Here is a 24,789-nt window from a genome sequence, read left to right on the forward strand (position 1 = left end):
TACCTCACCCCCACCATAGACCAATTCTCGAACGCTTGTGCGATGCCCGTTCGAACCTGTCCCACCTGCGCAAACACCGGACGGCTCGGACCGTGGGACATGACGCGGACCGCCGACGTCGACACCCCTTCGACGTTCGGCTCCCACGGCCGGGAAAGCCCGGGAGCCCCGCCCCCGCGGAGGGCGCGGGGGCGGGGCTCCGACTTCCCGGAGAGGTCGAACCGGGAAGGTTGTCAGCCGATCGTTGTCAGCCGATCTGGGCGCCGAAGGCCGAGAGCGCCTCGGGCACCGGCTGGAAGAAGGTCTCGCCGCCCGCGGTGCAGTCGCCGCTGCCGCCGGAGGTGAGGCCGATCGCGGTGTCGCCGGAGAAGAGCGAGCCGCCGCTGTCGCCGGGCTCGGCGCAGACGTCGGTCTGGATGAGGCCGTTGACGACGTCGCCGTTGCCATAATTCACGGTGGCGTCCAGGCCGGTGACCGTGCCGTCGTGCACGTGGGTCGTGGAGCCGCTGCGGGTCACCTTCATGCCGACGGTGGCGTCGCCCGCCTTGGTGATGGGCTGCGTGGAGCCGTTGTACAGATCGACCTCGCTCGGGTGGTCCACGGTCGCCGTGTACTTGACCAGGCCGAAGTCGTTGTCCGGGAAGCTGGACTGCTCGTTCGTGCCGATCTGGTTGCCGCTGGAGTCCGACCAGGTGGAGATCGCCTCGGTGCAGTGCCCGGCGGTGATGAAGTACGGCTGCCCGCCCTTGACCACGTTGAAGCCGAGCGAACAGCGCCCGCCGGAACCGCTGATGGCGTCACCGCCGGCGATGAAGGGCTTGAACTCCCCCTTCGAGCGCCGGAGTTCCGCCTTGGCGCCGAGGCCGTCGACGACCTTGGTGAGTCTGGCCCACTCCGTCCCGGAAACCGTGCGGTCCGCGGTGACGACGACCTTGTTGGTCTCCGGGTCATTCGCCCAGGACGTACCGGGGATGGTCGCGTCCTTCTTGAGCGTGGTGCGGGCGCTCGTCAGCTCGGCGAGGGAGTTCTCGACGAGCCTGGCCCTGGCGCCGGCCGCCGTGACGGCTTTGGCCGCCGTCTCGTCGAGCACGTTGACGACGAGGTGCCGTGACTTCGCGTCGTAGTACGTTCCCGCCGCGTCGGCGCCCAGGTCCTCGCCGAGGGTCGAGGCGAGCTTTCCGGCCGCCGTGACGGAGAGGGTGTGCGGCGCGGAGCCCTTCGGGACCTCGCTCGCGTTCGCAGTCTGGAAGGTGACTCCGGCGGCGACCAGTGCGGTGATGCCCGCACCTGCCATGAGGGCACGCCTCATGGATATACGTCGGTGCTTCAACTCACGTCCTCCTGTGGGGGGTCGATCCGGGAGGTTATGGGGACCTCCGGGACCGGAAGGCGTACGGACATGGGCCCTGAGCACGGCGGAAAAGTCCGTACCGTCGCGTCCATGCCAGTTGTTACCCGCCCACTATTCCGAGACGCACAGGGAACACACAAGGTCGACTTCAGGACGCATATACGACAACAGCCGTACGTGGCCTACGCCCTGACTGTGCGTGGTCACGCCCCGTGGATTCCCACCGCAAACACTGCACACGCTTCGCGCCGCCGCGACCCGCGAGGCCTGGGCCTGTCTTGATATCGCCCCTCCATGGGGTCGATCCAAGGAGGTTTCCGTGGGCGGCGGTTGCTCCCGCACCGGTTGCTCGGGCCGAGGGACCGCTCGGGCCCGGCCGACCGCTCGGGCCCGGCCGCCTGCTGAGTGACGGTCGGCTCCTGTGACACGGCGAGCTGTTGAGGATCGGTCGACTCCTGCGACACGGCGACCTATTGCGGATCGGGCGACCTCTGCGGCACGGCGACTACTGCTGATCGGTCGACTCCTGCGACACAGCGGTCTGTTGAGGATCGGGCGCCCGTTCAGGGACGGCTGACCGCTGGGGATCGGGGGCCCGCTCGGGCACGGCCGGCGGCGGTCCCGACTGCGCCCGTTCCAGGAAGCGCAGCAACTCCACCGGGAAGGGCAGGACGAGCGTGGAGTTCTTCTCGGCCGCGACGGCCACCACCGTCTGCAACAGGCGCAGCTGGAGGGCGGCCGGCTGTTCCGACATCACCTCGGCGGCCTCCGCGAGCTTCTTGGACGCCTGCAACTCCGCATCCGCGTTGATGACCCGGGCACGCCGCTCACGGTCCGCCTCGGCCTGCCGGGCCATGGACCGTTTCATCGTCTCCGGCAGCGACACGTCCTTGATCTCGACCCGGTCGATCTGCACACCCCAGCCGATCGCCGGACTGTCGATCATCAACTCCAGCCCCTGGTTGAGCTGTTCGCGGCTGGACAGCAGATCGTCAAGGTCGCTCTTGCCGATGATCGAGCGCAAGGACGTCTGCGCCATCTGGGAGACCGCGAAGCGATAGTCCTCGACCTGGATGACGGCGTCGGCCGCGTCCACCACCTTGAAGTAGACGACCGCGTCCACCCGGACCGTCACGTTGTCCCGGGTGATGCCCTCCTGCGCGGGCACCGGCATCGTGACGATCTGCATGTTGACCTTGCGCAGCCGGTCCACGAAGGGCACGACCATGGTGAAGCCGGGGCCGCGCACTTCGGAACGCAGCTTGCCGAGTCGCAGCACCACGCCCCGTTCGTACTGTTTGACGACGCGGGCGGCGGCCATCGTGTAGACCAGCCCCACGGACACGACGGAGACTCCCGCCGCCACCAGTTCTTCGACCATCACGGCCCCCCAGGGTCCGACGTGGGCGCACCGGGCGTGTACAGCGTGCGCTTCGAAGGTAACTCCGTCACCGGAACAAGGGCGAGCCCCCGCACGCCAGTTGCGTACGGGGGCTCGCCCGCTCGACTGCTGCGGGTCCGGTCGCGCGGAATCCCGTGGGGGGTGCCGGCCCCGTGGGTCGAAGAGTCGACGAACGGCCGGTCCGTCGCGCGACCGGTCGGTCAGCCGACGCTCACGCCGTAGTAGCTCAGCGCCTCGGTGACCGGCTGGAAGAAGGTCGTACCGCCGGAGGTGCAGTTGCCGCTGCCGCCGGAGGTCAGACCGTAGGCCACGCTGCCGCCGTACAGCGGACCGCCGCTGTCCCCGCCCTCGGCGCAGACCGTGGTCTGGATCATGCCGTAGACGATGTCACCACTGCCATAGTTGACGGTGGCGTTCAGGGCGGTGACCCGGCCGCTGTGCGTACCGGTGGTCGAACCGCGCCGGTAGACCGTCGTGCCCACGCTGGGCGTGGCCGCGCTGCTGATCGTCTGGCTGCCGACCGCGCTCGGGTGAGCGACCGAGGAGTTGGTGTAGCGGACCAGCGCGAAGTCGTTGGTCGGGAAGCTGTAGCTGACGTTCGTGCCGAGCGTCGTGGTGTGACCCGAGTTGGAGTACCAGGTGGAGGCGACCTCACCGCAGTGGCCGGCGGTCAGGAAGTAGTAGGTGCTCCCGCTGTGCACGTTGAAGCCGAGCGAACAGCGGTAGGAACCGCCGTAGATGGCGTCGCCGCCGGTGATCAGCTTCTTGAAGGTGCCCGGGGTGTGCTTGATGGTGAGCGCGGCCGCGTTGCCGCCCGCTTCCTGCTTGATCTTCGCGATCTCCGCCTTCGAGACCGTGCTGTCGACGGTGACGACCACACGGTTCGTCTTGGCGTCGACCGCCCAAGCGGTGCCCGCGACATCGGACTTGAGAACCGACTGCTTGACACTGCTCAGCTGGGTGGCGCTGAACGTCTGGGCGTCGGACGCGTTCGCGCTGGGGACCGCGAACGCTGCGGCGGCGACGAGTCCGGTGGTCACGGCGATCAGCCGACTCCGTCTCGCTATGCCACTGCGGGGGGTGGTGCGCTTGATCCTCACGTTTCATTCCTCCGAAGGGAAGTAAGGGGCCCTCGTGTCGTGGGGTTGGGGCCCGTGAGGCGCAGCCGGGAGCCGCCCGTCCGGATTCCGGACAAGCCATGCCCCTGACAAGCGCTGAGGGGGAGTATTCGGCTGGACGGCCGAAAGGCGCAAGGGCACCTTTCGGCCGTGCAGCGTTCAACTTGCGTACATGTAAAGGAGGTTGATCATCGGACCACTGAAGACGTCAGATTCCTCCCGCGTAATCGGGAGTCCCGGTGGCCTCAGCCCAATCGGCGCTCCCCCGCGGCGACGGCCACGCTCAGCGTATTTCCGGGCGGCGGGAACGGGCAGACGAAATGGTCGGCGAACGCGCACGGCGGAAGCACGGTCCGGTTGAAGTCCACCGTCGTACGCCCCTCGGCGTCGGGCGCCGCCGGGCGCAGGAACCGGAAGCGGTAACTGCTGTCCCCGCTGGTGGTGTCGGCGAAGACGGCCCACAGCGAACCGTCGCTCTCGACCGACACCTGGAGGGTGAGATCCTGCCCGTCCAGGGTGAAGGCGAGTACTCCGCCGAGGGCGAGCCCGCGGGCGACTCCGTCGGCGTTCTCGACGCGCACGGTACGTCCCTCGCCGTACGGGGTGAAGTGTCCGGGCACCGACCAGCGCGCGTCGTAGGGGGTCGCCTCGATGCCCGCGAAAGCCTGCCGGGCGGGTGCGGCGGGATCGTAGCGGCGTACGCCCCAGATCCCCTCGCGCACCAGGACGACGAATCGTCGCTCCCCGCGTCCGACCCGGGCTCCGCCGGCCGGTCCGTAGTCGGCGTCCAGCACGATGTCGCCGGTGAAGGGCTCGCCGTCGACCGTGAGCCCTTCCTCGGCGACCGCCGTCAGGGCCACTCCGTCGCCCTTGACCGCCCATTGCCCGGGGGTGTCCGGAAGTCGCCCTTCCGGATAGTCCTCGAGCCAGTGGGTGGCGGTGAGCGAGAGCGGGCCGTACGGCGCGGACACCGTCGCGACACGGTGCTCCTGCCAGTGCTTCCAGTCCTCGGGTGCGTCCGTCGTCATGTGATCAACCCTTCCATACGGGCTCGGCCAGGCCGGGGTGCGAGCGCAACGTGGTGCCCGTGAATTCGGTCCGGAACACGCCGCGGCCCTCGAGCAGCGGCGGCGACCGCCTCCGGCGTGCCGACGATCGCGAGTGGTTGGCCGTTCACCGCCAGGAGGGGAAGCGAGGAGCAAGCGTCGCGGAAACGGAGAAGGGGAAAAACGGAGAAGCGGAGAAGCAGCGAAGGGATAGGGGAGAAACAGGGCCCGGGTGCGGGAAGGATCGAAGGTCTGGAAGACGGAGCCGATCCGGGTGCGCTGCTTGAGAATCTCGCGCTCGGGCAGTTCGTACAGCTTGTCGCCGGAGCGCCGGTAGCCGACGAGCGCGCCGTCGACGCTGCTTCTCCACCCACCACTCGGCGACGCCGAGGGCCAAGGTGACGTCGAGCCTGCGGTCATGACACCCAGTCAAATCCACTGTCACCAAACGCAGTCACAAACCGCAGTCACAACACGAGCAGCACTCACAGCATTCGCAGCACTGGCACGCCTCGCAGCAACCGCAGTCGCAGTCACAGTCGTTCAGGCACCCTTCGCGCTTCTTGCGCGACCACGGCCCCTCGTACTCGTCGGCACAGCACATCTTGCAGGTGCAGCACAGTCCGATGGCGGCGGCGCAGCCGGCCCAGAATCCGCGCTTGCCGGGGGTCGGGGGCTGGAAGGACGGCCCACCGCCGAAGGGGTTGCCGCCGCCGGCGTACGGATTCCCGCCGTGCTGAGGCGGCGGCCCGAAGGCACCCTCGGGTCCGAGCGCGACCGCCGAGCCCGGCGAACCGAGCGAATCGCCGGAGTCGAGGCCGAGGGAGCGATACGTTCCCTGCGCTCCGGGCGATCCATGTATTCCGTGCGATCCGGACGATCCATGTGTTCCGTGCGCTCCGGGCGATCCGTCCGCCGCGTGCCCGCACCCCGACGTCCCGAACGCGCGGTCCACCGAGCGGCCCAGTTCATGGGCGAGCAGCACATGCGCCAGCCTGCTGTCGGTGAACTCGGCCTCCCGCAGGGCGAGCCGTATACCGTGCAGGGCGTCGTCGGCGAGCCTGCGGGCCTCCGCGAGCGAGGTCCCGGTGGCCGAGAGCGGATTCCAGGCTCCCGACGCGGCGTCAGTTTCCCTGTCCTCCACGGCGTCCAGCAGATGAGCGAGCCGTCCGAAGAGCCGCCCGGCCTCGGCCAGTGGCGCCGCGTTGCCGGGGCGGCCCGCGAGGACGGCGGTGTGCGCGAAGGCCGCCGCGGTGGCGGTCTCGGTGGGTTCGGTGACGGTCAGCAACGGCGTTCCGGGCCCGGTCAGCGCCTCGATCCCGACCTGCCGGTCCACCGCGTCGACGAGCACGGCCGTGTCGAAGCCGACGGCGGATCCCGTACGCGCCCCGGCCCTGCCCCAGCTAGCGGCCACCCGGCGCGCCGCGACCGCGACCGGCTTGCGTGCCAGGAGGCCGTCCCCGTCGGCGACATGGTCGCGCACCTTCGCCGAGGCGAGCACCAGCGAGACGGCGGCGGCGAGCCGCGCGCCCTCGCCCTGCGCGACGGAGGCGGTCCGCATGCCGCGCAGCGGACAGGGCCCGGCGGTGCGCCGCCATCCCGTCGCACGCTCGGCCTGAGCCTCCGTCAAAACCGATATCAGCAGGCCGTCATAGTTGGTGACCACCCGTGCGAACTGGCCATGGTCCCCGCGCAGCGCGAGACACAGCCCGCACAAATGCGCCATCCACTGCGTCTTGAGCCCCTCACCGAGGCGATGACTGCAGGGCCTCACGATTCCGAACACGACACTCCCCCGTGACACGTACGACGCTGAGGTGCGGCATCGTATCGAGCACTCCGTTCACCCGAACGCACCGCTCGTCACCCGGTCGCCGCGAGAAATCATATTTCACTCTCAGTCAGCAGCCTTACCCCGTACGACCCTTGGGGGGCGCGGGCTCTCGACGGATTCGCTGTGCACCAGTACCGTCACGAAACCCCCACGCGGCGTCTATCCACTTGGCGCGACATCCGCATCATGGACGACCATGGGGATGCGGAAGCACGAAAGACCGCTGTGAGAGGAGGCGTCCATGGGATCGGTGCGCAAGGCGAGTGCCTGGCTTGGCCTCGTAGACGACAACGATGACGAGCGTTACTACGACGACGACTACGCCGAGGGTCAGGACTCCGGCGACGCGTGGGTCACGGACCCGCGCGTGAAGGTTGCTTCCGAGACGGCGGAGGAGAAGGGCCGCCGGATCGGCACGGTCACCCCGGACAGCTTCCGGGACGCACGCGGTATCGGCGAACTCTTCCGGGACGGCGTCCCGGTCATCATCAACCTCACGTCCATGGAGGCCGCCGACGCCAAGCGCGTGGTGGACTTCGCGGCCGGCCTGACCTTCGGCCTGCGCGGCACCATCGAGCGGGTCGCCACCCGGGTCTTCCTGCTGACCCCGGCCAACACGGAGATCGTCAGCGGCGAGGCCGCGAGCCGCCAGACGGACGGTTTCTTCAACCAGAGCTGAGGCAGGGCCGCTCACCGGCCCTGCCTTGCCGGGGCTTAACGAGCGGGGCCTTCACCTGAAGGCGTCGAGCCCGGTGAGCGCCTTGCCCAGCACGAGCTGATGCATTTCGACGGTGCCCTCGTAGGTGAGCACCGACTCCAGGTTCGTGGCGTGCCGCATCACGGGGTATTCGAGCGAGATCCCGTTGGCGCCGAGAATCGTGCGCGAGGTACGGCAGATCTCGATGGCCTCGCGTACGTTGTTGAGCTTGCCGAAGCTGATCTGCTCGGGCCGCAGTCGTCCCGCGTCCATGCGGCGACCCAGGTGATGGGCGAGCAGGATGCCCTTGTGCAGTTCGACGGCCATGTCGGCGAGTTTGGCCTGGGTGAGCTGGAAGCCGCCGATGGGGCGCCCGAACTGCTCACGCGTCTTCGCGTAGGCGACGGCGGACTCGAAGCTGGATCGCGCCGCGCCCATGGCGCCCCACACGATTCCGTACCGCGCGTGCGAGAGGCAGCCGAGCGGGCCCTTGAGGCCGACGACGTCGGGCAGGACGGCGTCGGCCGGCAGCCGCACGTCGTCGAGGACCAGCTCACTGGTCACGCTCGCCCGCAGTGACCACTTGTGCTTGATCTCGGGGGCGGAGAAGCCGGGCACATCGGTGGGCACGACGAATCCGCGGATGCCGTCGTCGGTCTGCGCCCAGACGACGGCGACACCGGCGACGGAACCGTTGGTGATCCACATCTTGCGCCCGTTGAGGACCCAGTCCCCGCCGTCGCGCTTGGCGTGCGTCCGCATGGAACCGGGGTCGGAGCCGTGATCGGGCTCGGTCAGTCCGAAGCATCCGATGATCTCGCCGGAGGCCATGCGCGGCAGCCAGCTCTGCTTCTGCTCCTCGCTGCCGAACCGGTGGATGGCGTACATGGCGAGGGAGCCCTGTACCGAGACGAGCGAACGGATGCCGGAGTCGGCCGCTTCGAGCTCCAGACAGGCGAGGCCGTACTGCACGGCGCTGGCCCCCGCGCACCCGTATCCCTGGAGCGACATGCCGAGGGCGCCGAGTCCGCCCAGTTCCCGCGCGAGTTCCCGGATGCCGGGCAGCTCGCCCTTCTCGTACCAGTCGGCGATGTACGGCAGCACCCGGTCCGCGGCCCAGGTCCGCACGGTGTCGCGGACGGCCAGGTCCTCCGCGTCCAGCAGGTCGTCGATCCCGAGCGGATCGGCGGGGTCGAAGGGCGGCAGCTTCGAGGACGCGGACATACGACAGCCTCCGGCAGGGTGATAACTAGCACCGCTAGTTAAGAATCTCGACCCGACGTTACGACGCAGTGTCCCGCAAGTCCAGACCACTTCCGCACAGCGCTCCGGGAGCGCGGCGGCAGCAAGCCCGCCGGCGACGAGACGAAGGGGGCGGAGCTCCTACCCGGGAACGGCGTCGGGACCGCAAGGCCTACGCAGAGACGCGGGTCTCGGCGACGTCCCGGGGAGCGGGAATCCCGGCCGGGCCCGCGGCCGAATCCGTGCCGGAGCCCGTCTCGCCCGGGCCGAAGTTCGTGTCCGGGCTGGAGTTCGCGTCCGGGGCGGAGCTCGTAGCGATTGCCTCGCAGTCCATGACCCTGGGCAGCCGCAGCGCCATCACGGCGCCCAGCAGCAACAGGCCCGCGCTCACCAGCAGCGTCACATGCAGTCCGTGCACGAAGGAGTCCCGGGCGGCCTGCCGCAGGGCGCCGCCGGACGCGCCTCCGAGCCGGTCGGCGACCTGGTACGCCTCGCCGAGCGAGTGTCCGGCCGCCGCCGAATCGGCCGCCGGGACTCCGGGGACGGACGACAGTCCGGGCGCGTACGCCGCGTTCATCACGCTCCCCAGCAGCGCGATCCCTATCCCCGCGCCGAGCTGGTACGAGGTCTCGCCTATCGCCGCGGCGCCGCCCGACTGCGCCTGCGGCGCCTCGCTCAGCATGGACTCGTACGCCCCGAAGAGCGTGGTCTCCAGACCGAAGCCGAGCAGCACGAAGCCGAAGAGCAGCAGCCCGGTGTTGTCGTTCCCGCCCATCGCGGTGAGCGTGACCACGGCGGCCGCGGTGAGACAGAAACCGAAGCAGACCATCGCGCGAGGCCCGAACCGCCGCAGCAGCTTCGCCCCCGCGAGCCCGGCGGCCATCGCCGCGATGGTGAGCGGCAGCAGCCGCAGCCCGGTCTGGAGCGGGGACAGGCCGAGCACGAGCTGCAGGTACTGCGCGGCGATCAGTTCGAGCCCCACCAGGGCGAGCATGGCGAGGACGATGCAGCCGACCGACGTGCTGAAGGCGGGACGCGCGAACATGCGCAGGTCGACCAGCGGGTGCGCGCGCCGCCGCTGCCGCCGTACGAAGACGGCCATCAGCACTCCGCCGAGGAGGAGCGGCGCGAGGGTGAAGGGGCTGAAGGGCGCCTCGCCACCGCCGAGGCGCTTCACGCCGAGGACGAGTCCGAACAGACCGGCGGCGGCCATCAGCGCCCCGACCACGTCCCAGGGACCGTCGCGGTCACCGCGGGACTCGGGCAGCAGCAGCCGTCCGACCGGCAGGCTGACGATCATCAGCGGGATGTTGACGAGGAAGACCGATCCCCACCAGAAGTGTTCGAGGAGGAAGCCGCCGAGCAGCGGTCCGACCGCCGCGCCGACGGCGGCGACCGCGCTCCAGATGCCGATCGCGAGCGCCCGCTCGCGCCGGTCGGGGAAGACCTGGCGCAGGATCGAGAGCGTGGCGGGCATGATCATCGCGCCGCCGACGCCGAGCAGGGCGCGGGCGCCTATCAGGAGCTGCGCGTTCCCGGAAAAGGCCGCGATGCCGGAGGCGACGCCGAAGAGGGCGTAGCCGAGAAGGAGGACACGTCGGCGGCCGACTCGGTCACCGAGCGTGCCGAAGAGGATGAGGAGCGAGGCGCAGACGAGCGGGTAGACGTCGACGATCCAGAGCAGTTCTATCGCGCCGGGCTTCAGGTCCTCGGTGACGGCGGGCACCGCGACATGGAGAACGGTGGCGTCGAGGGCGACCAGCAGCAGGCTGACGCACAGGACGACAAGGACGACCCAGCGGTTGGCACCGACCCCGGTCTCCCGACGGCATCGCGCAGCGGCCGTGGTCGTCCCGGACATGTACGTACCTCCAGTGGTTCCCTCGCGTTCTGCGGATCCGCAGGGTGGGGACTCCCTGGGGTTGCGGCCCGAAGAGCGGAATCCCGGACCCACGCAACAAAGGCGAGTGAGCCGCCAGCGTACGCGAGTTCTCGCCCAGGACACGTGGCGGACCTCTCACGTTCGCCTGGCCGGGAGTGTGGCGTACGCCACGCCTTCGCCGCTCATCACGCCCCGCGCGGCCTGCCGGTTCCGGGGTCCGCCGATAATCGGGCCCGTGACCGATCCAGAGAGTCCCGCCGCGACGCCGCCCCGCGCGGGCCCCCTGCGCCGCGCCGCACCCGCCCTCCTCGGCTACGCGGCCGTGCGCGTCCTGGGCCTCGTCACCCTCGCCGTGTGGAGCGCGGCGAACGGCAAGAGTGCCCACCGGCTGCTGTCGCAACGCTGGGACTCGCTCTGGTACACCAGGGTCGCCGAGCTCGGCTACGGCTACGAGGTCCGGCTGCCGAACGGTGACGTACACGCGAACCTCGCGTTCTTCCCCCTGCTGCCCTGGCTGGAGCGGCTCGTCTCGACGGTGACTCCGCTGTCGTACCCGGACGCGGGCCTGCTGGTCAGCGCGGTGGCCTCGCTCGCCGCGGCGTGGGGGATCTTCGCGGTCGCCGATCATGTCCACGGCCGCCGGGCCGGAGTGTGCGCCGCGCTGGTGTGGGCGGTCCTCCCCGTCGGCATCGTGCAGTCGATGGCGTACAGCGAGTCACTGTTCACGGCGCTCGCCGCGTGGTCGCTGTACGCGGTACTGACCGGCCGCTGGCTGACCGCCGGCCTGCTCGCCGCGTTCGCCGGTCTGACGCGGCCGGTGGGCGTCGCGGTCGTCGCCGCCCTGTGGGTGGCGGCGATTACCTCGTTCGTGGGAGAACACCGGCAGGACGGAAGCGCGCCCCGAACGGGCGGCGCACGCATGTGGCGGCGCGCCCTCGCCATGATCATCGCGCCGCTCGGCGCCGCCGGTTACGTGCTGTGGGTGGGTCATCGCACGGGCAAGGGCCCGCTCGGCTATCTCGACGTCCAGGCGGGCTGGCGGAACGGCTTCGACGGCGGTTACGCCTTCGGCCGCTTCGTGGCCGAAAAGCTCACCTCGTTCCCGTCCGCCCTGGCCGGCGTCGGGCTGATCGTCGGGGTCGCGCTGATCTTGTGGCTCTACGTGACATGCGTACGCCAGGGACAGCCGCCGGCGCTGCTGGTCTACGCGGGGATCGTCCTCGCGCTCGCCCTGTGCGCGTCGAGCTACTTCGGCTCGAAGCCACGCCTGCTGCTGCCGGCCTTCCCCCTCCTGTTCCCTCTCGCTGTGGCCCTGGCCCGGCTGCGCACCTCCAGGTCGGCGCTGGTCCTCGGTGGTGTCGCGGTGGCCTCGGCGGTCTACGGGGCCTTCTGGCTGAACGGCTCGGGACCGCCGTGACCGGCCCGGCGGCACCCCGTCCGGACCGGTGAGCGGCCGGAGAATTCCACGCCATCATTCGGTGAACGAATATAAAAGTGCCATAAAATCGAAGGATCCCAGGGGTCAATGGAATTGAAGGCTCCGCGTGTCGGGGATTAGAGATTCATTGGAAATAAACATGATCCTGAGAGGAATCCCACATCACATCGTCATCACAAACCGAGTGAATCGGCCTGGAACGCAGCTCACTCGCTGTAACGTCGATTGAGTGCGTACCGAACGAAACCTCACCCGTCTTGACCGGGTCTTCGCCCGGCTGGACCGTGAGCCGGAACGACCGGCCCACATCGATGTGCCGAAGATGAGTCGGCACAGGGTTGTCCTCTTCGCGGCGACCCTGGCCTTCTACCTGGCGATCGTGTGGGCCGTGGCGATCACGTCGTGGCTGGTCCGGTTCGACTGGCAGGTCATGTTCTTCCGGCCCTACCAGCAGTGGCCGGAGATCCACGCGTTCCTGGACTACTACGTGGTGCTCGGCCAGCGCGGCCCCACCGCCGTGATGGTCGCCTCGTGGCTGGGCTGGCGCTCCTGGCGGCAGCACACGCTGCGCCCGCTGCTCACCCTGGGCGCGTCCCTCCTGCTGCTCAACATCACGGTCGGCGCCGCGAAGCTCGGCATGGGCCGTCTCGGCCCGCACTACGCCATCACCATCGGCTCGAACGAAATGGGCCTGGGCGGCGATATATTTCCTTCGGGCCACACCGCCAACGCCGTCGTGACCTGGGGAATCCTGGCCTATCTGGCGTCGACCCCGAGGGCCAGACGCTGGCTCTCCGCGCTGTCCGCCGTGACCTCGCTCGGCGTCGGCCTCACCACTGTGTACCTGGGTACGCACTGGCTGAGCGATGTCCTGCTGGGCTGGGCCGCGGGCCTGCTGATCCTGCTGGCGCTGCCCTGGTGCGAGCCGCTGATCGCCCGCTCCGAGGCCGGGATCTTCTCGCTGCGCGACCTGTGGCGCGCCCGTCGCGGCCGTACGGCGCCCGCACCGGCACCCGCGCCCTCGCCCTCTCCGGTCGGCGCACCGGTCATGTCCCCGCGGCCCGCCGTGGACGGCGAGGTGCCGGCTCGCGAGACGGTCGCGTCCCGACCGCCCAGAGCCCCCGTCCACCTCGCGCCGGGCCCGCACACCGCCCGCTCGGAGCGCACCCCGGTGACACCGGCGGGCAGCCGCCGCCCGCCGCACCCGGACCGTCCGGCGCGCGCCGCCACGGCCGCCTCGGCCCGCCCCCTCACGGGCGGCTGAAGACTGCGGGGCCGGTACGCACAACCTCTCCCCGCACCGCGAAGGCCCCCGGCTCGACGAGCCGGGGGCCTTCGCACATCCTGTCGCGGCGCTCACCCGTGCTCCGGCGCTCCAGCGCCGCAACGGGCGCGCGGTCCCCGCCGCCGCCGGGCCCTCAGCCCTTCCAGCAGCGCGTCACCGTACCGTCCGTGACCTCGAAGTTCAGCCGCCCCACCAGGTACTCCATGGTGATGATCGAGCCCGGCGGCAGCGAGCGCACCGATGCCCAGCCGTGTTCCCGGGCGCGTTCCTCGGCGCTGCTCACCTCCAGTCCGACATAGCTCTCCGGGCTGTCCTGCGGCTCTGTACGAGAGGGGGGAATGGGTGCCATGACCGCCACGTTAGGCCGCGCGCCCCGGCGTTGGAAGTCCCATCGGCGACCAAGCGTCACCTATCCCCCGCCGGTCACACTTCTGTCACAGGATCACGACACGCGTTTCGCCGAACTCCGTCACCCGTATGAGGGTTCCCCAGGTGTTGCGCACGCCTTCGAACGTAATTCGGAGTCGTCGTGCGGGCGTCTCGAATATCGCTGCGGAATGTGCGCAGCCGTGCGTTCGACGATCCTTTTCCATTCCGGTCCGCTCCGATTCCGCCGCGCACCGCGGAAGCTGACGCCGCATAAGAAAAACACGCTTCCGGCACAGAACCCCCGCACGGCCCCCGTCGGCACCCGGATGTCCGCTACGGCACGCGGGCCGTGATCGGCGCCCCCTCGGGACCCGGCCTCTCCAGCGCCCGGGACAGCCGGTCCCGGGCCGTCCTGATCGCGTCGACGAGCTCGGCGGGCTCAAGGATCTCGAACTCGAAGCCCATCAGCATCACGTGAATGACCATGACGTCGAGGCTCGCCGCCCCGGTGCGCAGAACGCAGCTGTCCTTCCCCGAAGCCTCCAGGGTCCCGGCCGAGGGTGAGATCCGCGCGGCGGCCTCCTCCAGCGGCACCAGCAGCCGGACGACGGCGTTCGTGGCGTAGGCGCGCGTCGAGACGCCCCTGGAGACGTACTCGGCCAGATTCTCGGCCGGTGGCGTACGAGGGGTGAAGCGCGGTCCGTGCGGCGGCCGGGGCGTGATGCGGTCGGCCCGGAACGTACGCCAGTCGTCCCGGTCCACGTCCCAGGCGACCAGGTACCAGCGGTGCTCGGTGCACACCAGCCGGTACGGCTCGACGGTGCGGCGCGTCGAGGAACCCGCGTGGTCGCGGTACTCGAAGCGCAGCCGCTCGCTGTCGCGGCAGGCGTTGGCCAGCTCGGTGAGGACGGTGGGGTCGACGGCGGAGGGCTGCGGACCGCGCAGCATCGGCACGGTGAAGGCGTTCAGGGCGCCGACCCGGCGCCGCAGTCGGCTCGGCAGGACCTGCTCCAGCTTGGCGAGGGCGCGTACGGAGGACTCGCCGATGCCCTCGATGCCCTGACCGGCCGCCGTGCGCAGTCCGACGGCCACCGCGACGGCCTCGTCGTCGTCCAGGAGCAGCGGCGGCAGCTCGGCCCCCGCGCCGAGCTGGTAGCCGCCGCCCGTACCCGGGCTGGCGTTGACGGGATAGCCCAGCTCGCGCAGCCGGTCCACATCACGGCGGACCGTGCGCGGGGTGACGCCCAGCCGCCCGGCGAGGTCCGCGCCCGACCATTCGCGGTGGGCCTGCAGGAGTGAGAGCAGGCGCAGCAGTCGTGCGGATGTCTCCAACATGCCGACGAGTCTGCCAGCCCTTGCGGACAGCGGCTGTCCGCAAGGGAACGGGAGAATGCCGGCCTCTCCGGCAGGTGAGGCGCGGTCGTTCGGGGAGCGGGGGCCGGGCGGAGCCCCGGGGACGACGGCGTCCTCACGGGCGGTAGCCGATCTGCGGTACGTCGAAGCAGGTCGCGTTCATCTCCCCCTGGGAGACCCAGCCCTTGCCGTCGCGCCAGCGGGCCACCGAGAGGCAGGTCCGCCGTGTCTTCGGCGGCTCGGCCAGCCGCTCGTAGGTGACGGGGATCAGCAGCCCGCCCGCGGTGTAGGGCTTCCCCCGGTTCATGAACGCGTCGACGCACCCCCGTGTGACGCCGGCCCGGACGCAGGACCTCGCCGCGTCCGTGAACCACCGCGCCGCCGCCCACCCCTCCAGCTGCCACTGGGAGTGGGTCTTCAGCCCCTCGGTCGCGTCGCGGAACTCCCGTACCGCGGCGTCGCCGACGTCCTCGTAGTTGCGGCTCGACCCCGTGGCCCACAGCGCGTTGCGACAGCGCGGCGCGTCCTTGTAGTCCTCGGGGACGGTGGACGTCCAGTTCTGGACGTTGGTGACCTTGGCGATGACGTGGGCGCCGACGTCGTCCATGGCCTTGCACAGCTGGGCGTTGCCGTGGGTGTCGATGGCGTCGAAGACGAGATCGGCGCCCTGGTCCTTCAGATCGGCCGCGGCGGCACGGAAGTTGGGCAGCGCGAAGTCGACCTGTTCGGTGACGACCCGGTAGCCCTCGGCCCTGAGCCCCTGGGTGACCAGCCGGGCGTAGGCGGCGGAGGCGGACTGGTTGTAGGAGACGACGGCGGCCGTACGGGCGCCGTGGACGCGCTTGAAGTAGCGGTAGACCTCGGTGCCGCCGTACAGCGTGCCGTCCCAGCCGGGCGTGCCGTCGCGCGGCGCGAGGCTGCCGTAGATCCCGTAGAGGTGCGGATAGGTGTCGTAGGCGGGGCCGATGGGCTGGCCGCCGATGTCGGGCACGCGCGCGTGGGACACCTGGGGGGCGCCCGCGTAGTCGAGTGCGGTGGTGGCGACGAGGGCGACGACCTTGTCCTCGTCGAGCAGCCGGTGCACGCACGTGTTGCTGCCGATGCCGCTGCCGCCGTCGTCGCACAGCCGCACCTCGACCGGCCGCCCGTCGATGCCGCCCTGGGCGTTGAGCCGGTCGAAGTAGGCCTTGGCCCCGTCACGCGGTCCGGTGAAGGCTGAGCCGCCGACGGGGCTGGTGGCGCTGCTGATGACGCCGACGCGGATCGGCGCGGCGGCGGCCCGGGATGTGGGCGTGCCGCGGTTCTCGAAGTCGCTCTCGGGGAGTCGGCTGCCGCAGGCCGTGCCCAGCAGGAGCAGCAGGCCCGCGACGGCGGCGCCGGTCGCTGTGCGCCGCACCGCTGCTCAGCAGCCCGGGGGAGCGCTCGACGACGCGTCGCCGCTCAGCTGGACCAGCGCGCAGAGCGTGTTGGCGGAGACCTTCCAGGTGCCGTTCTGCTCGACGGCCGTGCCGGAGGCGTTCGGCAGGGCCGTGGCTCCCTTCAGGGTCAGCGTGTACGTCACGTTCGCCCCGGTCGGCGAGGTGAACTCGATCTTCTCGACCGTCGCCTTCACCTGCTGACCGCGCTGGTCGCCGTTGAAGCCCTGCAGCACCTGCGCCATCTGGTCGCCGTTCTCCAGGACGGCCTGCTTCTCCTTTGTGGAGACGGCCGGGTCGAAGAACTTCTCCCAGTTCTGTTTGATCTCCTTCTGGGCCGCCGCCGGGTCGGCCGGGGCCGTGGCGCTGGGCTGCGCGCTGGTGGACTTCTCCACCGAGGGTGTCGGCGGAGCCGAACTCGCGCCGCCGCTGCTGTCGCTGCACGCCGTGAGGGCCGCGGCGAGGACGAGAACCGCCGTCACCGCCACTCCCCGGACATTCCCCCGCCTGAGGTCGCTCCCGAGAACCATCTGGCTCACCACCGGGTGTCGGTCCGGGCCATGTGCGCCCGGTGCTTTCAGGGTCAGCTTCCAGAAGGCATAGTGCAAGCCATTGGCTGACATGGACAGATACACGACGTGTGGGAGTCCGGATGCGGACAGCTCGACTGCGGACCGTGCACCCCGTCCTGTGGGCCGGCTGGGCCGCCCTCGCCGCAGGGGCGGTGCTGTGTGTCATCGGCTGGTACGGCATCTCCGGCGAGCGGTACGCGGAACGTCAGCTGCCCTACCTCGCCTCCTGCACCGTGCCCGGCGCCGCGCTGATCATCGCGGGCGCTGTGCTGCTCACGCACGGCAGGAACGCGCTGGCGGCGGCCCGCGTGGAGGAGCTGTACGGGCTGCTGGTGGCCGCCGCGCCCGCCGACGCAGAGGATGCCGGACAGTCGGCAGTGGCCGCGCCCGTGGCCGTCAGCGGCGAGCTCCTCATGGTGCCCGGCGGCACCCTGTACCACCGCGCGGACTGCCCCTTGGTCGCCGGGAAGCCGGAGGCCGTACCGGTCGACTCGCGCGTCCTGGCGAGCGGGGATCTGGGGCCGTGCCCGATCTGCGAACCGGATGCCGACGACGATCCGTCCGCCGACGGGCCGCCCTCCCCCGCCTCCGGGGGGCCGCCCCTCGCCGAACGGCCGTCCGCGCTCGATCTCCCGGCCGCTCCCGAGCACCCGTCCGCCCCCGAGCGTCCGTCCGCCGATCCGGACGACTGATGTCCTCGCTGACGTACGACCTCACCCTCGCCGGTCTCTCGGTCGGCAGTGCCGCCGCGCTGACCGGGATCGGGCTGATCGTCACCTACCGCGCCACCGGCGTGCTCAACTTCGCGCACGGCGCGATCGCGATGGTGTGCGCGTATCTGCTGCGCCAGTTCACGGTCGAATGGGGCTGGCCGCTCGCGCTCGGTGCCTCGGTGACCCTGCTGCTGGTGGCCCCGGCCATCGGCATGGCCCTGGAGCGCTTCGTCTTCCGGCCGCTGGCCCTCCTCGGCGGCGACCCGGCGCAGACCCTGGTCGCGTCCATCGGGGTCTTCGTGCTGCTGGTCGGCGGCGCGGCGCTGGTGTGGGGCACCGGGGCGCGGGCGGACGCGCCGACGCTGGTGTCGGCGGATCCCTGGGGGCAGCTGGCGGTGGCCGTCGCGCTGGCCGCCGGGGTCGGCGCGGTGACCCGCTGGACCCGTTTCGGCACGGAACTGCGGGCCGTCGTCGACGACCGCCCGCTCGCGGTGCTCGGCGGTATCGACGCGGACCGGGTGGCCGCGGCGGGCTGGGCCTTCGGCTCGTTCACGGCGGGCCTGACGGGCGTGCTCCTCGCGCCGTACGTGCGGCTCGACCCGTACGGGCTGCCGCTGCTCGTCATGGAGGTGATGGCGGTCGCGGTGGCGGCCCGGATGCGCAGTCTGCCGGTCGCCGTCGTGGTCGCCCTCGGCATCGGTGTCGCCCAGAGCCAGCTGACCCGGCTGCACCCGTCGGGCTGGGCGGAGCCGCTGCTCCAGGCGGTCGGCGCCAACCTCTTCGTGGTCGCGCTGCTCGTCGCCGCGCTCGTGCTGCCCGGCATCGGCACCCGCGACGCGCTCCCGCGCACGGCGACGGCCCGCGTGCCGAGGCCGTCCGGGGCGTGGGTCGTGGCCGTCGTCCTGTTCCTGCTGCCCCTCGGTTTCGCGGGCTCGGACCTGCACACGTCGGTGCAGGTGCCCGCACTCGGTATCGTCCTGCTGTCCCTGGTCGTCGTCACCGGCCGCGGTGGCCAGATCTCGCTGGGCCAGGCCGCGTACGCCGGTCTGGGCGCCCTCTTCACGGCGCTGCTGGCCGCGGGCCGCTTCCCGGGCCTGCCACGGCTGCCCGGGCTGGCCGCGCTGGCGGTGGCCGTGCTCCTGGTGGCCCCGCTCGGTGTGCTGACCGGGTGGCCGGCCATCAAACGGCACGGTCTGGCGCTCGCCGTGGCCACCTTCGCGGTGGGCGTGGGCGTCAGCCGGTTCGTCTTCGCGCAGCCGTACGCGGTGGCCGGCCTGTCCCTGGACCGCCCGGCCGGATTCGACGGCGACCGCGTCTACTACGTCCTCGAACTCGTCCTGCTGGCCGTCGCGTTGCTCGCCGCGCACACCCTGCGCCGGGGCCGGACGGGCCGTGCGCTGGCCGCCATGCGTGACCACGAGGCGGGCGCGTCGGCGGCGGGGGTCAGCGTCCCGGCCCTGAAACTGACCGCGTTCGTCGCGGGGGCGGCGCTGGCCGCGCTGGGCGGCGGCATGCTCGGCATGGGCCTGCGCGCGTTCGACGCCACCGCGTACGATCCCGTACGCGGTCTGCTCTGGTTCGCGGCGGTCGTCGTGCTCGGTGCCGACAGCGTCCTCGGGGCGCTCGTCGCGGCGGCTCTGCTGGTCGGGCTGGACGCGGGGGCCCGTGGCGGGGTGGCGGCCGCCCTGATCGGTCTGCTCGCCGTCCTCGTCGGCCGCTTCCCCGAGGGCCCCTGCGAGGCCCTCCGCGCGGCGACGTCCCGGCTGCGGCTCCACCGCCGGGCGACCCTGACGCCCCTGGGCGCGCGCGTCCGCCGGCATCTGCGCCCGGTGGACGAGGGGCGGCCCCGGCCGCGCGGGCCGCGGGTCGGCACGGGGGCCGTGGCGGTGGCCGGCGGGGGGCGGGAAGCCGAGCCGCTCCCGGGTGGCCCCGTGCCGGCGTCGTCTCCGGGCCGGTACGGCGTGACGAGGCCCGCTACGGAGAACGCCCGCCGTACCGGCTCGGAGACGACGCCGCTGGCCGCCCGTCGGCTCCGCGTCGTCTACGGCGGGTTCACCGCTCTCGACGAGGTCTCTCTCGACCTCCCGCCGGGTCGGGTCACCGCGGTCGTGGGGCCCAACGGGGCCGGGAAGAGCACCCTCTTCCACTGTCTCGCGGGGACGCTGCGTCCCTCGGGCGGACAGGTGCTGCTCGGAGGGCGGGACATCACCCGGCTGGCCGCGCACGCGCGGACGCGGCTGGGGATCGCGCGGACCTTCCAGGAACTGGCGGTCTTCCCGTCGCTGACCGTGGCCGAGAACGTGCGGGTCGGCGCCGAACAGGGGCGGATCGCCGATCCGGCGGCGGTGGAGCGGGCGTTGCGGCTGCTCGGTCTTGACGGGCCGGTGCGGTCGCTGCCCGCCGCGGGGCTGCCGACCGGGACGCTCCGGCGGGTCGAACTGGCCCGGGCGCTCGCCGGGAGCCCCCGGGTGCTGCTCCTCGACGAACCCGCGGCCGGTCTCGACACCGGCGAGGTGGCCGTGCTGGCCCGGGTGCTGCGGGCGCTGGCCGCGGACGGCATGGCCCTCCTGGTCGTCGAGCACGATCTCGATCTGGTCGCCGACCTGGCCCACACCGTCCATGTCATGGCGGCCGGACGGATCGTCACCTCGGGGCCCGCCGACCGCGTCCTGGACACGAGGACCGACGCATGAGCATCGCCCTGCGCGACGCGCGCGTGCGCTACGGCCCTCTGGAGGCCCTGCACGGCGTGACCCTGATCGCCCCGGGCCCGGGCCTCACCGTCCTGCTGGGCCGCAACGGCTCCGGCCGTACGACCGCGCTGCGCGCCCTCGCCGGAAGCGTGCCGCTGTCAGCCGGTGCCGTCGTCTGGGACGGCGCCGATGTGACGCGCCTGCCCGCGTTCGAGCGGGCCCGGCGCGGGCTCTGCCTCGTCCCCGAACGCCGGGCCGTCTTCGGTTCCCTGACCGTCCGCGAGAACCTGGAACTCGCGGCGGCCGACCTCACCGTCGCCCTGGACGCCTACCCGCAGCTGGCGCCGCTCCTCCCCCGCCGCGCCGGCACCCTCTCCGGCGGCGAACAGCGCATGCTGGCCCTCTCCCGCACCCTGTCGGCCCGCGTGCGTGTGGTGCTCGTCGACGAACCAGCGCAGGGCATGTCGCCGGCGGTCGCGGCCCGGACGTACGCGTTGCTCGGCGCTCTCGACGCGTGTGTGGTGATCGCCGAGCAGCGACTGCCGCCGGGGCTGCGCGAGCGGGCGGGCCGGACGACGTACGTCCATGAACTGCGCCGTGGTGCCGTCGTGTTCAGCGGAGAGGCGGCCGAAGCGGCGGCGCGGAGCGTCGGGCCGCCGGGTTCAGGGGCGGGCCGAACAGGACGGGTGCCCCGGTCCGGGCGGCGCCCGCCGCCTTCGGGATGACGAGCTTGATGCCCTGGATCAACCGGTTCGGACTACTGCCGATCTTCTTCTTGTTGACCTTGTAGAGGGTCTGCCAGCCGCCTTCGACCCGGTACTTGCGGGCGATCGACGCGAGCGTCTCGCCGGTCTTCACCACATGGAAGGGGCCCTGCAGTCCGTACGACTTGGAACAGTCGGGCCAGGCCCCCCATCCCTGGACGGCCAGCACCTTCTTGGCGACCTTGATCTGTTCGGCGCGCGTGGCGAGATCGGCCCGGGGAGCGTAGGCGAGCCCCCCGAACGCGACCCAGGTGGACTGCCAGAACTGAAGGCCCCCGTAGAAGCCGTTCCCGGTGTTCGCGTGCCAGTGGCCGCCGCTCTCGCACTCGGCGAGACAGGTCCAGGGCCACTCGTCGTTCACGCAGTCGTAGGCGACCCGGGCCGCCCCGGGACCCGGAAGCGGGGGCGGAGGCGGGGGCGGCGGTACGGCTTGCGCGTTCTGGGGAACGAGAGCGGCCAGTACGGCGGCGACCACGGCCGCGTACCGCACACGTCCGCTCCACGGGCCGGACGCGGTCGACGTGGTCGGCGGGGTCCGCCTGGTCGGCATGAAGGACATCGGGCCACGCTAAGCAGCGCGTGCCGCTCGGCCGCCCAGCCGCGCCCGGCACGCCCAGGGCCCCACCCGGTCGGAGGACCGGGCGGGGCCCCGTGCCCGGGACGAGGGGGAGCGGGGCTCAGATGTCGAGCCGCTGCCCGGGCACGATCAGGTCGGGATCACCGCCGATGACGGACGTGTTGGCGGCGTAGATCTTCCGCCAGGTGGTCCCGTGCCGCGCGGCGATGGCACTCAGGGTGTCGCCTTCGCGGACGGTGTAGTCGCCGCGGGACGAGCCGCGGTTGGTGTGGCCCGACGGACGGGCCGGCGTCTTCGCCGGCTCCTGCTTCGCCGGGGCGGACCGGGGCGCGGGCGCGGACTTCGGCGCCGACTTGGTGGTCGCCGATCCCGCGGCCGACCCGGCACCCGAGGAGCCGGGCGCGTTTCCGTAGGCTCCGGCGCGGGCCGAGCAGGTGGGCCAGGCACCCCACCCCTGTGCGCTCTGGACCTTGCTGGCGACGGCTATCTGCCCGCTCCTTGACGCCCTGTCTGCGGTCGGCGCGTACGCCGTGCCGCCGTAGGCGCGCCAGGTGCCGGCGGAGAACTGGAGCCCCCCGTAGTAGCCGTTACCGGTGTTGATGTGCCAGTTGCCGCCGCTCTCGCACTGGGCGATGCGGTCCCACACTCCACTGTCGGCCGCGGCGGCGTCGCCGGTCGCGGCGAGCAGTCCGAGCGGGGCGAGCAGTGCCGCCCCGGCGAGGACCGCCGTCGTACGTGTCTTGTTCGCCGTACGAGCCTTGTGACTGTTCTCGTGAGTGCTGTCGGCACATGCGGACATGTATTTCCCTCTCGAAACACCCGGGGTCCCCCAGGACGGGACGCGATGGCCTGCGTGTAGGACGCGGCCGCCGCGCTCCGACCCGTCCGCCGACGGCCGTGCTGTGATCCGGTGCGGATCGGTCGGCGGACGTACCCGAGCGGTGCTCGTTGCACACAGCGCAGGAACCTAGGGACCCGGGCGCCCCGATATCAACCAACTCTTTGTCATTCGAGGCCAGTTAGCCGTTACCGCAGGTATCATCGATTTTCAGCCACCCACTTCATTGGGTGATTTCCGGATTTGTCGACCTGCACCTCTTGCGATCTGTGACTCACTTCACCCAATCAACTTCCCTACGACTGCCGGAAGTTGACTCGGAGTAACCAATTCCGGGGGTGACTTCACCCTGGGCGTCGGATGGTTCGATTCCGTTCGCCCTCGAGCGTGACTCCGGCCACAGATCACCCGTTGACATCTTCATGAGCCGGGAACCCCCGATTCATGGGCCGGGAGCCACCCGGCACCGCCACGCACCGCATCCCGAGGAGCCACCGTGCCGCGCATGCTCGACGTCAGCGACGACGTACGCGCCGAGATCGGCGACGAAGAAGCCGACCGGCTGCTCGCCGGAGAGAACGCCCCCGGCAGTTACGACTGCACGTCGTGCCGCACCCCGGGCGACTCGGAACAGGAGCGCACCAGCACCGTCCTGTTCATCGGCGAAGAGACCGCCGTCCTCGCCTTCGCCCACGCCACGTGCCTGCCCTCGCAGGTCGTGCAGGTCACCGAGGAACAACTCCAGGGCGCCGTCCGCTCGATCCACCCCGACGGCGCGCCCGCCGACACCGGACCCGAGCAGGCCGTGCTCGGTGTCACCAGCGGACTCGTGCTGATCAACGGCGAGTTGCACCCGGCGCTCGTCGTCGAGCCGACCGGGCCGATCGTGCGACCCGGCTCGACCGACATCGGCGACGACTTCCTGCCTCTGCTGATCGAGCAGGGCTTCATGCCCGCGACCGAGCTGAACTCGGTGCCGCCGGTCCTGCACGGCTGGTCCGTACTGCTCGCCATGGGCCAGCTGCACGCCGTGCTCCAGCCGGGCGCCGGCGGCGGCTCGCCCGTCGCCTGGTGGCAGGCCCACCAGGCGCTCCAGGTCACCGAGAGCTGGCGCGCCGCCGCCAACAAGCACCAGCAGGTGCTCCTGTTCGCGGCCCCGGTCGGCTCGATCGGCCGTCAGCCCCGGGAGGACCTGCTGCGCGACGCGCTCGACAAGGCGGCGGCCAACGGCAAGCTGGTCGCGGCCGCGATGCCGCTCGCCGGTACGTGAGGGCACCGCACGGCACGGCACGAGCCCCGGCGGGGTCCCCGCCGGGAACCGACCGCGCGGCGCCGTGCGAAGGCTCGGCGGGGTCCGCCGGGAACCCGGGGGCACGGTCGTCGCTCCGGCAGGCGCCGGGGAACTGAGGACAGGGCGCCGCTCCGGCATGCGCCGGGGTCCGCCGGCGAACCGAGGGCGGGGCGCCGCGCGCGGCGTTCGGCGGGATATGCCGGGAACCTGGGGCACGGGCGCCACTCCGGCGTGCGGCGGGGTTCGCCGGGAACCAAACGCGGGCGCCGCAGGGGCGTTCGGCGGGGAAGCTAGGGTGTGCGGCCGGCACCGGCCGTGGAGGGTGGCCCGCGCGGTTCCCCGCGCCCTCACGCCCCCGCGTGCGCCGCTCACTCCGGACGACCCGCGAAATGACCGTGCCGGCCGCATCTGTTGGGCTGCGGGGTCGTTGGCACGTACGTGCACACCTACGACGTCCCCGGCCACCGGCCCTTCCAGCCGGTCCCTCCCTCGGGCTCCCCCCTCCGTTCGAGCAGAGAGGTGCCGGCGTCGCGACCGGTGCAGGACCCTCATCAGGGCGGCCCATCGGCCACGCCGATCTACGACGCGCTCTACGCCGAGTGGGTCAGATCGTTCAGGACCCTGCCGGGCGACCGGCACGGTGAGGAGAACCTGGGCTTCACGGCCTTCGGAAGCCTCGGGCGCGGTTCGAACTCGTTCAGCTCGTCGGGCACGTACAGCTCGTACAGCGCGGGAGCGCACACCGCGCGGCAGATCGCCGCGCAGCACGGACACACCTCGACGGCGACGGCTGTCTGGCAGCCGGGCGCACGCCAGCACGGCACCGGGATGCACCACATCCCGGCCGCGCTGCCGCCCGCACCGCGCAGGGGTCTTTGAAGCGGCAAGGTCCTTGAGCGGTAAAGCGTG

20 protein-coding genes and 1 pseudogene are annotated in these 24,789 nt (G+C 71.4%); 8 read left to right on the forward strand and 13 right to left on the reverse strand.

Annotated elements, in window-relative coordinates; all coding sequences use genetic code 11:
- Positions 1 to 247: 247 nt before the first annotated feature.
- The 5 genes from ACZ4N5_RS10390 to ACZ4N5_RS10410 all read right to left on the reverse strand — a co-directional run bounded on the left by ACZ4N5_RS10390 (position 248) and on the right by ACZ4N5_RS10410 (position 6,703).
- Complete coding sequence (locus ACZ4N5_RS10390; RefSeq protein WP_467756672.1) at positions 248 to 1,330, reverse strand: S1 family peptidase; 1,083 nt, start codon at positions 1,328 to 1,330, stop codon at positions 248 to 250.
- Positions 1,331 to 1,856: 526 nt separating this feature from the next.
- Positions 1,857 to 2,732: a slipin family protein gene (locus ACZ4N5_RS10395; RefSeq protein ID WP_467756736.1), complete on the reverse strand. Its 876-nt coding sequence runs from the start codon at positions 2,730 to 2,732 to the stop codon at positions 1,857 to 1,859.
- Between the two features lie 221 nt (positions 2,733 to 2,953).
- Positions 2,954 to 3,853, reverse strand: coding sequence for a S1 family peptidase (locus ACZ4N5_RS10400; RefSeq protein WP_467756673.1), 900 nt, complete (start codon positions 3,851 to 3,853; stop codon positions 2,954 to 2,956).
- Positions 3,854 to 4,116: 263 nt separating this feature from the next.
- Entirely contained in the window at positions 4,117 to 4,899 is a 783-nt protein-coding gene (locus ACZ4N5_RS10405) for a DUF1684 domain-containing protein (protein WP_467756674.1), read from the reverse strand.
- Between the two features lie 472 nt (positions 4,900 to 5,371).
- Positions 5,372 to 6,703 (reverse strand): DUF5685 family protein, encoded by a 1,332-nt coding sequence (locus ACZ4N5_RS10410; RefSeq protein WP_467756675.1) that lies wholly within the window; start codon positions 6,701 to 6,703, stop codon positions 5,372 to 5,374.
- Between the two features lie 289 nt (positions 6,704 to 6,992).
- Here ACZ4N5_RS10410 and ACZ4N5_RS10415 point away from each other — a divergent pair, with 289 nt between their 5' ends.
- Positions 6,993 to 7,430 (forward strand): cell division protein SepF, encoded by a 438-nt coding sequence (locus tag ACZ4N5_RS10415; protein ID WP_261708198.1) that lies wholly within the window; start codon positions 6,993 to 6,995, stop codon positions 7,428 to 7,430.
- Between the two features lie 51 nt (positions 7,431 to 7,481).
- Here ACZ4N5_RS10415 and ACZ4N5_RS10420 read toward each other — a convergent pair whose 3' ends face one another.
- Positions 7,482 to 8,672 (reverse strand): acyl-CoA dehydrogenase family protein, encoded by a 1,191-nt coding sequence (locus ACZ4N5_RS10420; RefSeq protein ID WP_467756676.1) that lies wholly within the window; start codon positions 8,670 to 8,672, stop codon positions 7,482 to 7,484.
- Positions 8,673 to 8,862: 190 nt separating this feature from the next.
- Positions 8,863 to 10,551 carry an MFS transporter gene (locus tag ACZ4N5_RS10425; RefSeq protein WP_467756677.1) on the reverse strand — a complete coding sequence of 563 codons (1,689 nt, stop codon included), beginning with the start codon at positions 10,549 to 10,551 and terminating at the stop codon, positions 8,863 to 8,865.
- A gap of 256 nt (positions 10,552 to 10,807) precedes the next feature.
- On the opposite strand from ACZ4N5_RS10425, the gene ACZ4N5_RS10430 reads away from it, so the two are divergent.
- Positions 10,808 to 11,989 carry a mannosyltransferase family protein gene (locus tag ACZ4N5_RS10430; protein ID WP_467756678.1) on the forward strand — a complete coding sequence of 394 codons (1,182 nt, stop codon included), beginning with the start codon at positions 10,808 to 10,810 and terminating at the stop codon, positions 11,987 to 11,989.
- Between the two features lie 250 nt (positions 11,990 to 12,239).
- Positions 12,240 to 13,274 (forward strand): phosphatase PAP2 family protein, encoded by a 1,035-nt coding sequence (locus tag ACZ4N5_RS10435; RefSeq protein ID WP_467756679.1) that lies wholly within the window; start codon positions 12,240 to 12,242, stop codon positions 13,272 to 13,274.
- Between the two features lie 154 nt (positions 13,275 to 13,428).
- Here ACZ4N5_RS10435 and ACZ4N5_RS10440 read toward each other — a convergent pair whose 3' ends face one another.
- The 4 genes from ACZ4N5_RS10440 to ACZ4N5_RS10455 all read right to left on the reverse strand — a co-directional run bounded on the left by ACZ4N5_RS10440 (position 13,429) and on the right by ACZ4N5_RS10455 (position 16,962).
- The gene (locus ACZ4N5_RS10440) at positions 13,429 to 13,644 is read right to left on the reverse strand and encodes an I78 family peptidase inhibitor (protein ID WP_467756680.1); all 216 of its coding nucleotides are present in this window, start codon (positions 13,642 to 13,644) and stop codon (positions 13,429 to 13,431) included.
- Between the two features lie 353 nt (positions 13,645 to 13,997).
- Positions 13,998 to 14,999 (reverse strand): helix-turn-helix transcriptional regulator, encoded by a 1,002-nt coding sequence (locus ACZ4N5_RS10445; protein WP_467756681.1) that lies wholly within the window; start codon positions 14,997 to 14,999, stop codon positions 13,998 to 14,000.
- Between the two features lie 133 nt (positions 15,000 to 15,132).
- Positions 15,133 to 16,413 carry an ABC transporter substrate-binding protein gene (locus ACZ4N5_RS10450; RefSeq protein ID WP_467756682.1) on the reverse strand — a complete coding sequence of 427 codons (1,281 nt, stop codon included), beginning with the start codon at positions 16,411 to 16,413 and terminating at the stop codon, positions 15,133 to 15,135.
- Positions 16,414 to 16,419: 6 nt separating this feature from the next.
- Positions 16,420 to 16,962, reverse strand: a complete 543-nt coding sequence (locus ACZ4N5_RS10455) for an MTB12 C-terminal domain-containing protein (RefSeq protein WP_467756683.1) — start codon at positions 16,960 to 16,962, stop codon at positions 16,420 to 16,422.
- A gap of 122 nt (positions 16,963 to 17,084) precedes the next feature.
- Between ACZ4N5_RS10455 and ACZ4N5_RS10460 the strand changes: the two are divergent.
- From ACZ4N5_RS10460 to ACZ4N5_RS10470, 3 genes and pseudogenes are all read left to right on the forward strand, one after another.
- Positions 17,085 to 17,561: pseudogene (locus tag ACZ4N5_RS10460) on the forward strand (hypothetical protein); the annotation flags it as partial.
- 134 nt (positions 17,562 to 17,695) lie between these two features.
- Positions 17,696 to 20,410: a branched-chain amino acid ABC transporter permease/ATP-binding protein gene (locus ACZ4N5_RS10465; RefSeq protein ID WP_467756684.1), complete on the forward strand. Its 2,715-nt coding sequence runs from the start codon at positions 17,696 to 17,698 to the stop codon at positions 20,408 to 20,410.
- Positions 20,407 to 21,135: an ATP-binding cassette domain-containing protein gene (locus tag ACZ4N5_RS10470; RefSeq protein ID WP_467756685.1), complete on the forward strand. Its 729-nt coding sequence runs from the start codon at positions 20,407 to 20,409 to the stop codon at positions 21,133 to 21,135. Before ACZ4N5_RS10465 ends, ACZ4N5_RS10470 begins: the two co-directional genes overlap by 4 nt.
- Here the strand turns inward: ACZ4N5_RS10470 and ACZ4N5_RS10475 are convergent.
- Positions 21,023 to 21,733, reverse strand: a complete 711-nt coding sequence (locus tag ACZ4N5_RS10475) for a LysM peptidoglycan-binding domain-containing protein (protein WP_467756686.1) — start codon at positions 21,731 to 21,733, stop codon at positions 21,023 to 21,025. The two genes, ACZ4N5_RS10470 and ACZ4N5_RS10475, sit on opposite strands and share 113 nt — an antisense overlap.
- A 118-nt stretch (positions 21,734 to 21,851) precedes the next feature.
- A complete protein-coding gene (locus tag ACZ4N5_RS10480) occupies positions 21,852 to 22,550 on the reverse strand; it encodes a transglycosylase family protein (protein WP_467756687.1) in 699 nt (232 codons plus the stop codon).
- A 535-nt stretch (positions 22,551 to 23,085) separates the two neighbouring features.
- On the opposite strand from ACZ4N5_RS10480, the gene ACZ4N5_RS10485 reads away from it, so the two are divergent.
- Both ACZ4N5_RS10485 and ACZ4N5_RS10490 read left to right on the forward strand, forming a co-directional pair.
- On the forward strand, positions 23,086 to 23,859 hold the full coding sequence (locus ACZ4N5_RS10485; RefSeq protein ID WP_467756688.1) for a hypothetical protein: 774 nt from the start codon (positions 23,086 to 23,088) through the stop codon (positions 23,857 to 23,859).
- A 558-nt stretch (positions 23,860 to 24,417) separates the two neighbouring features.
- The gene (locus ACZ4N5_RS10490; RefSeq protein ID WP_467756689.1) at positions 24,418 to 24,759 is read left to right on the forward strand and encodes a hypothetical protein; all 342 of its coding nucleotides are present in this window, start codon (positions 24,418 to 24,420) and stop codon (positions 24,757 to 24,759) included.
- The last annotated feature ends 30 nt before the right edge of the window (positions 24,760 to 24,789 follow it).

The organism is Streptomyces sp. NPDC026500 (assembly GCF_055567635.1).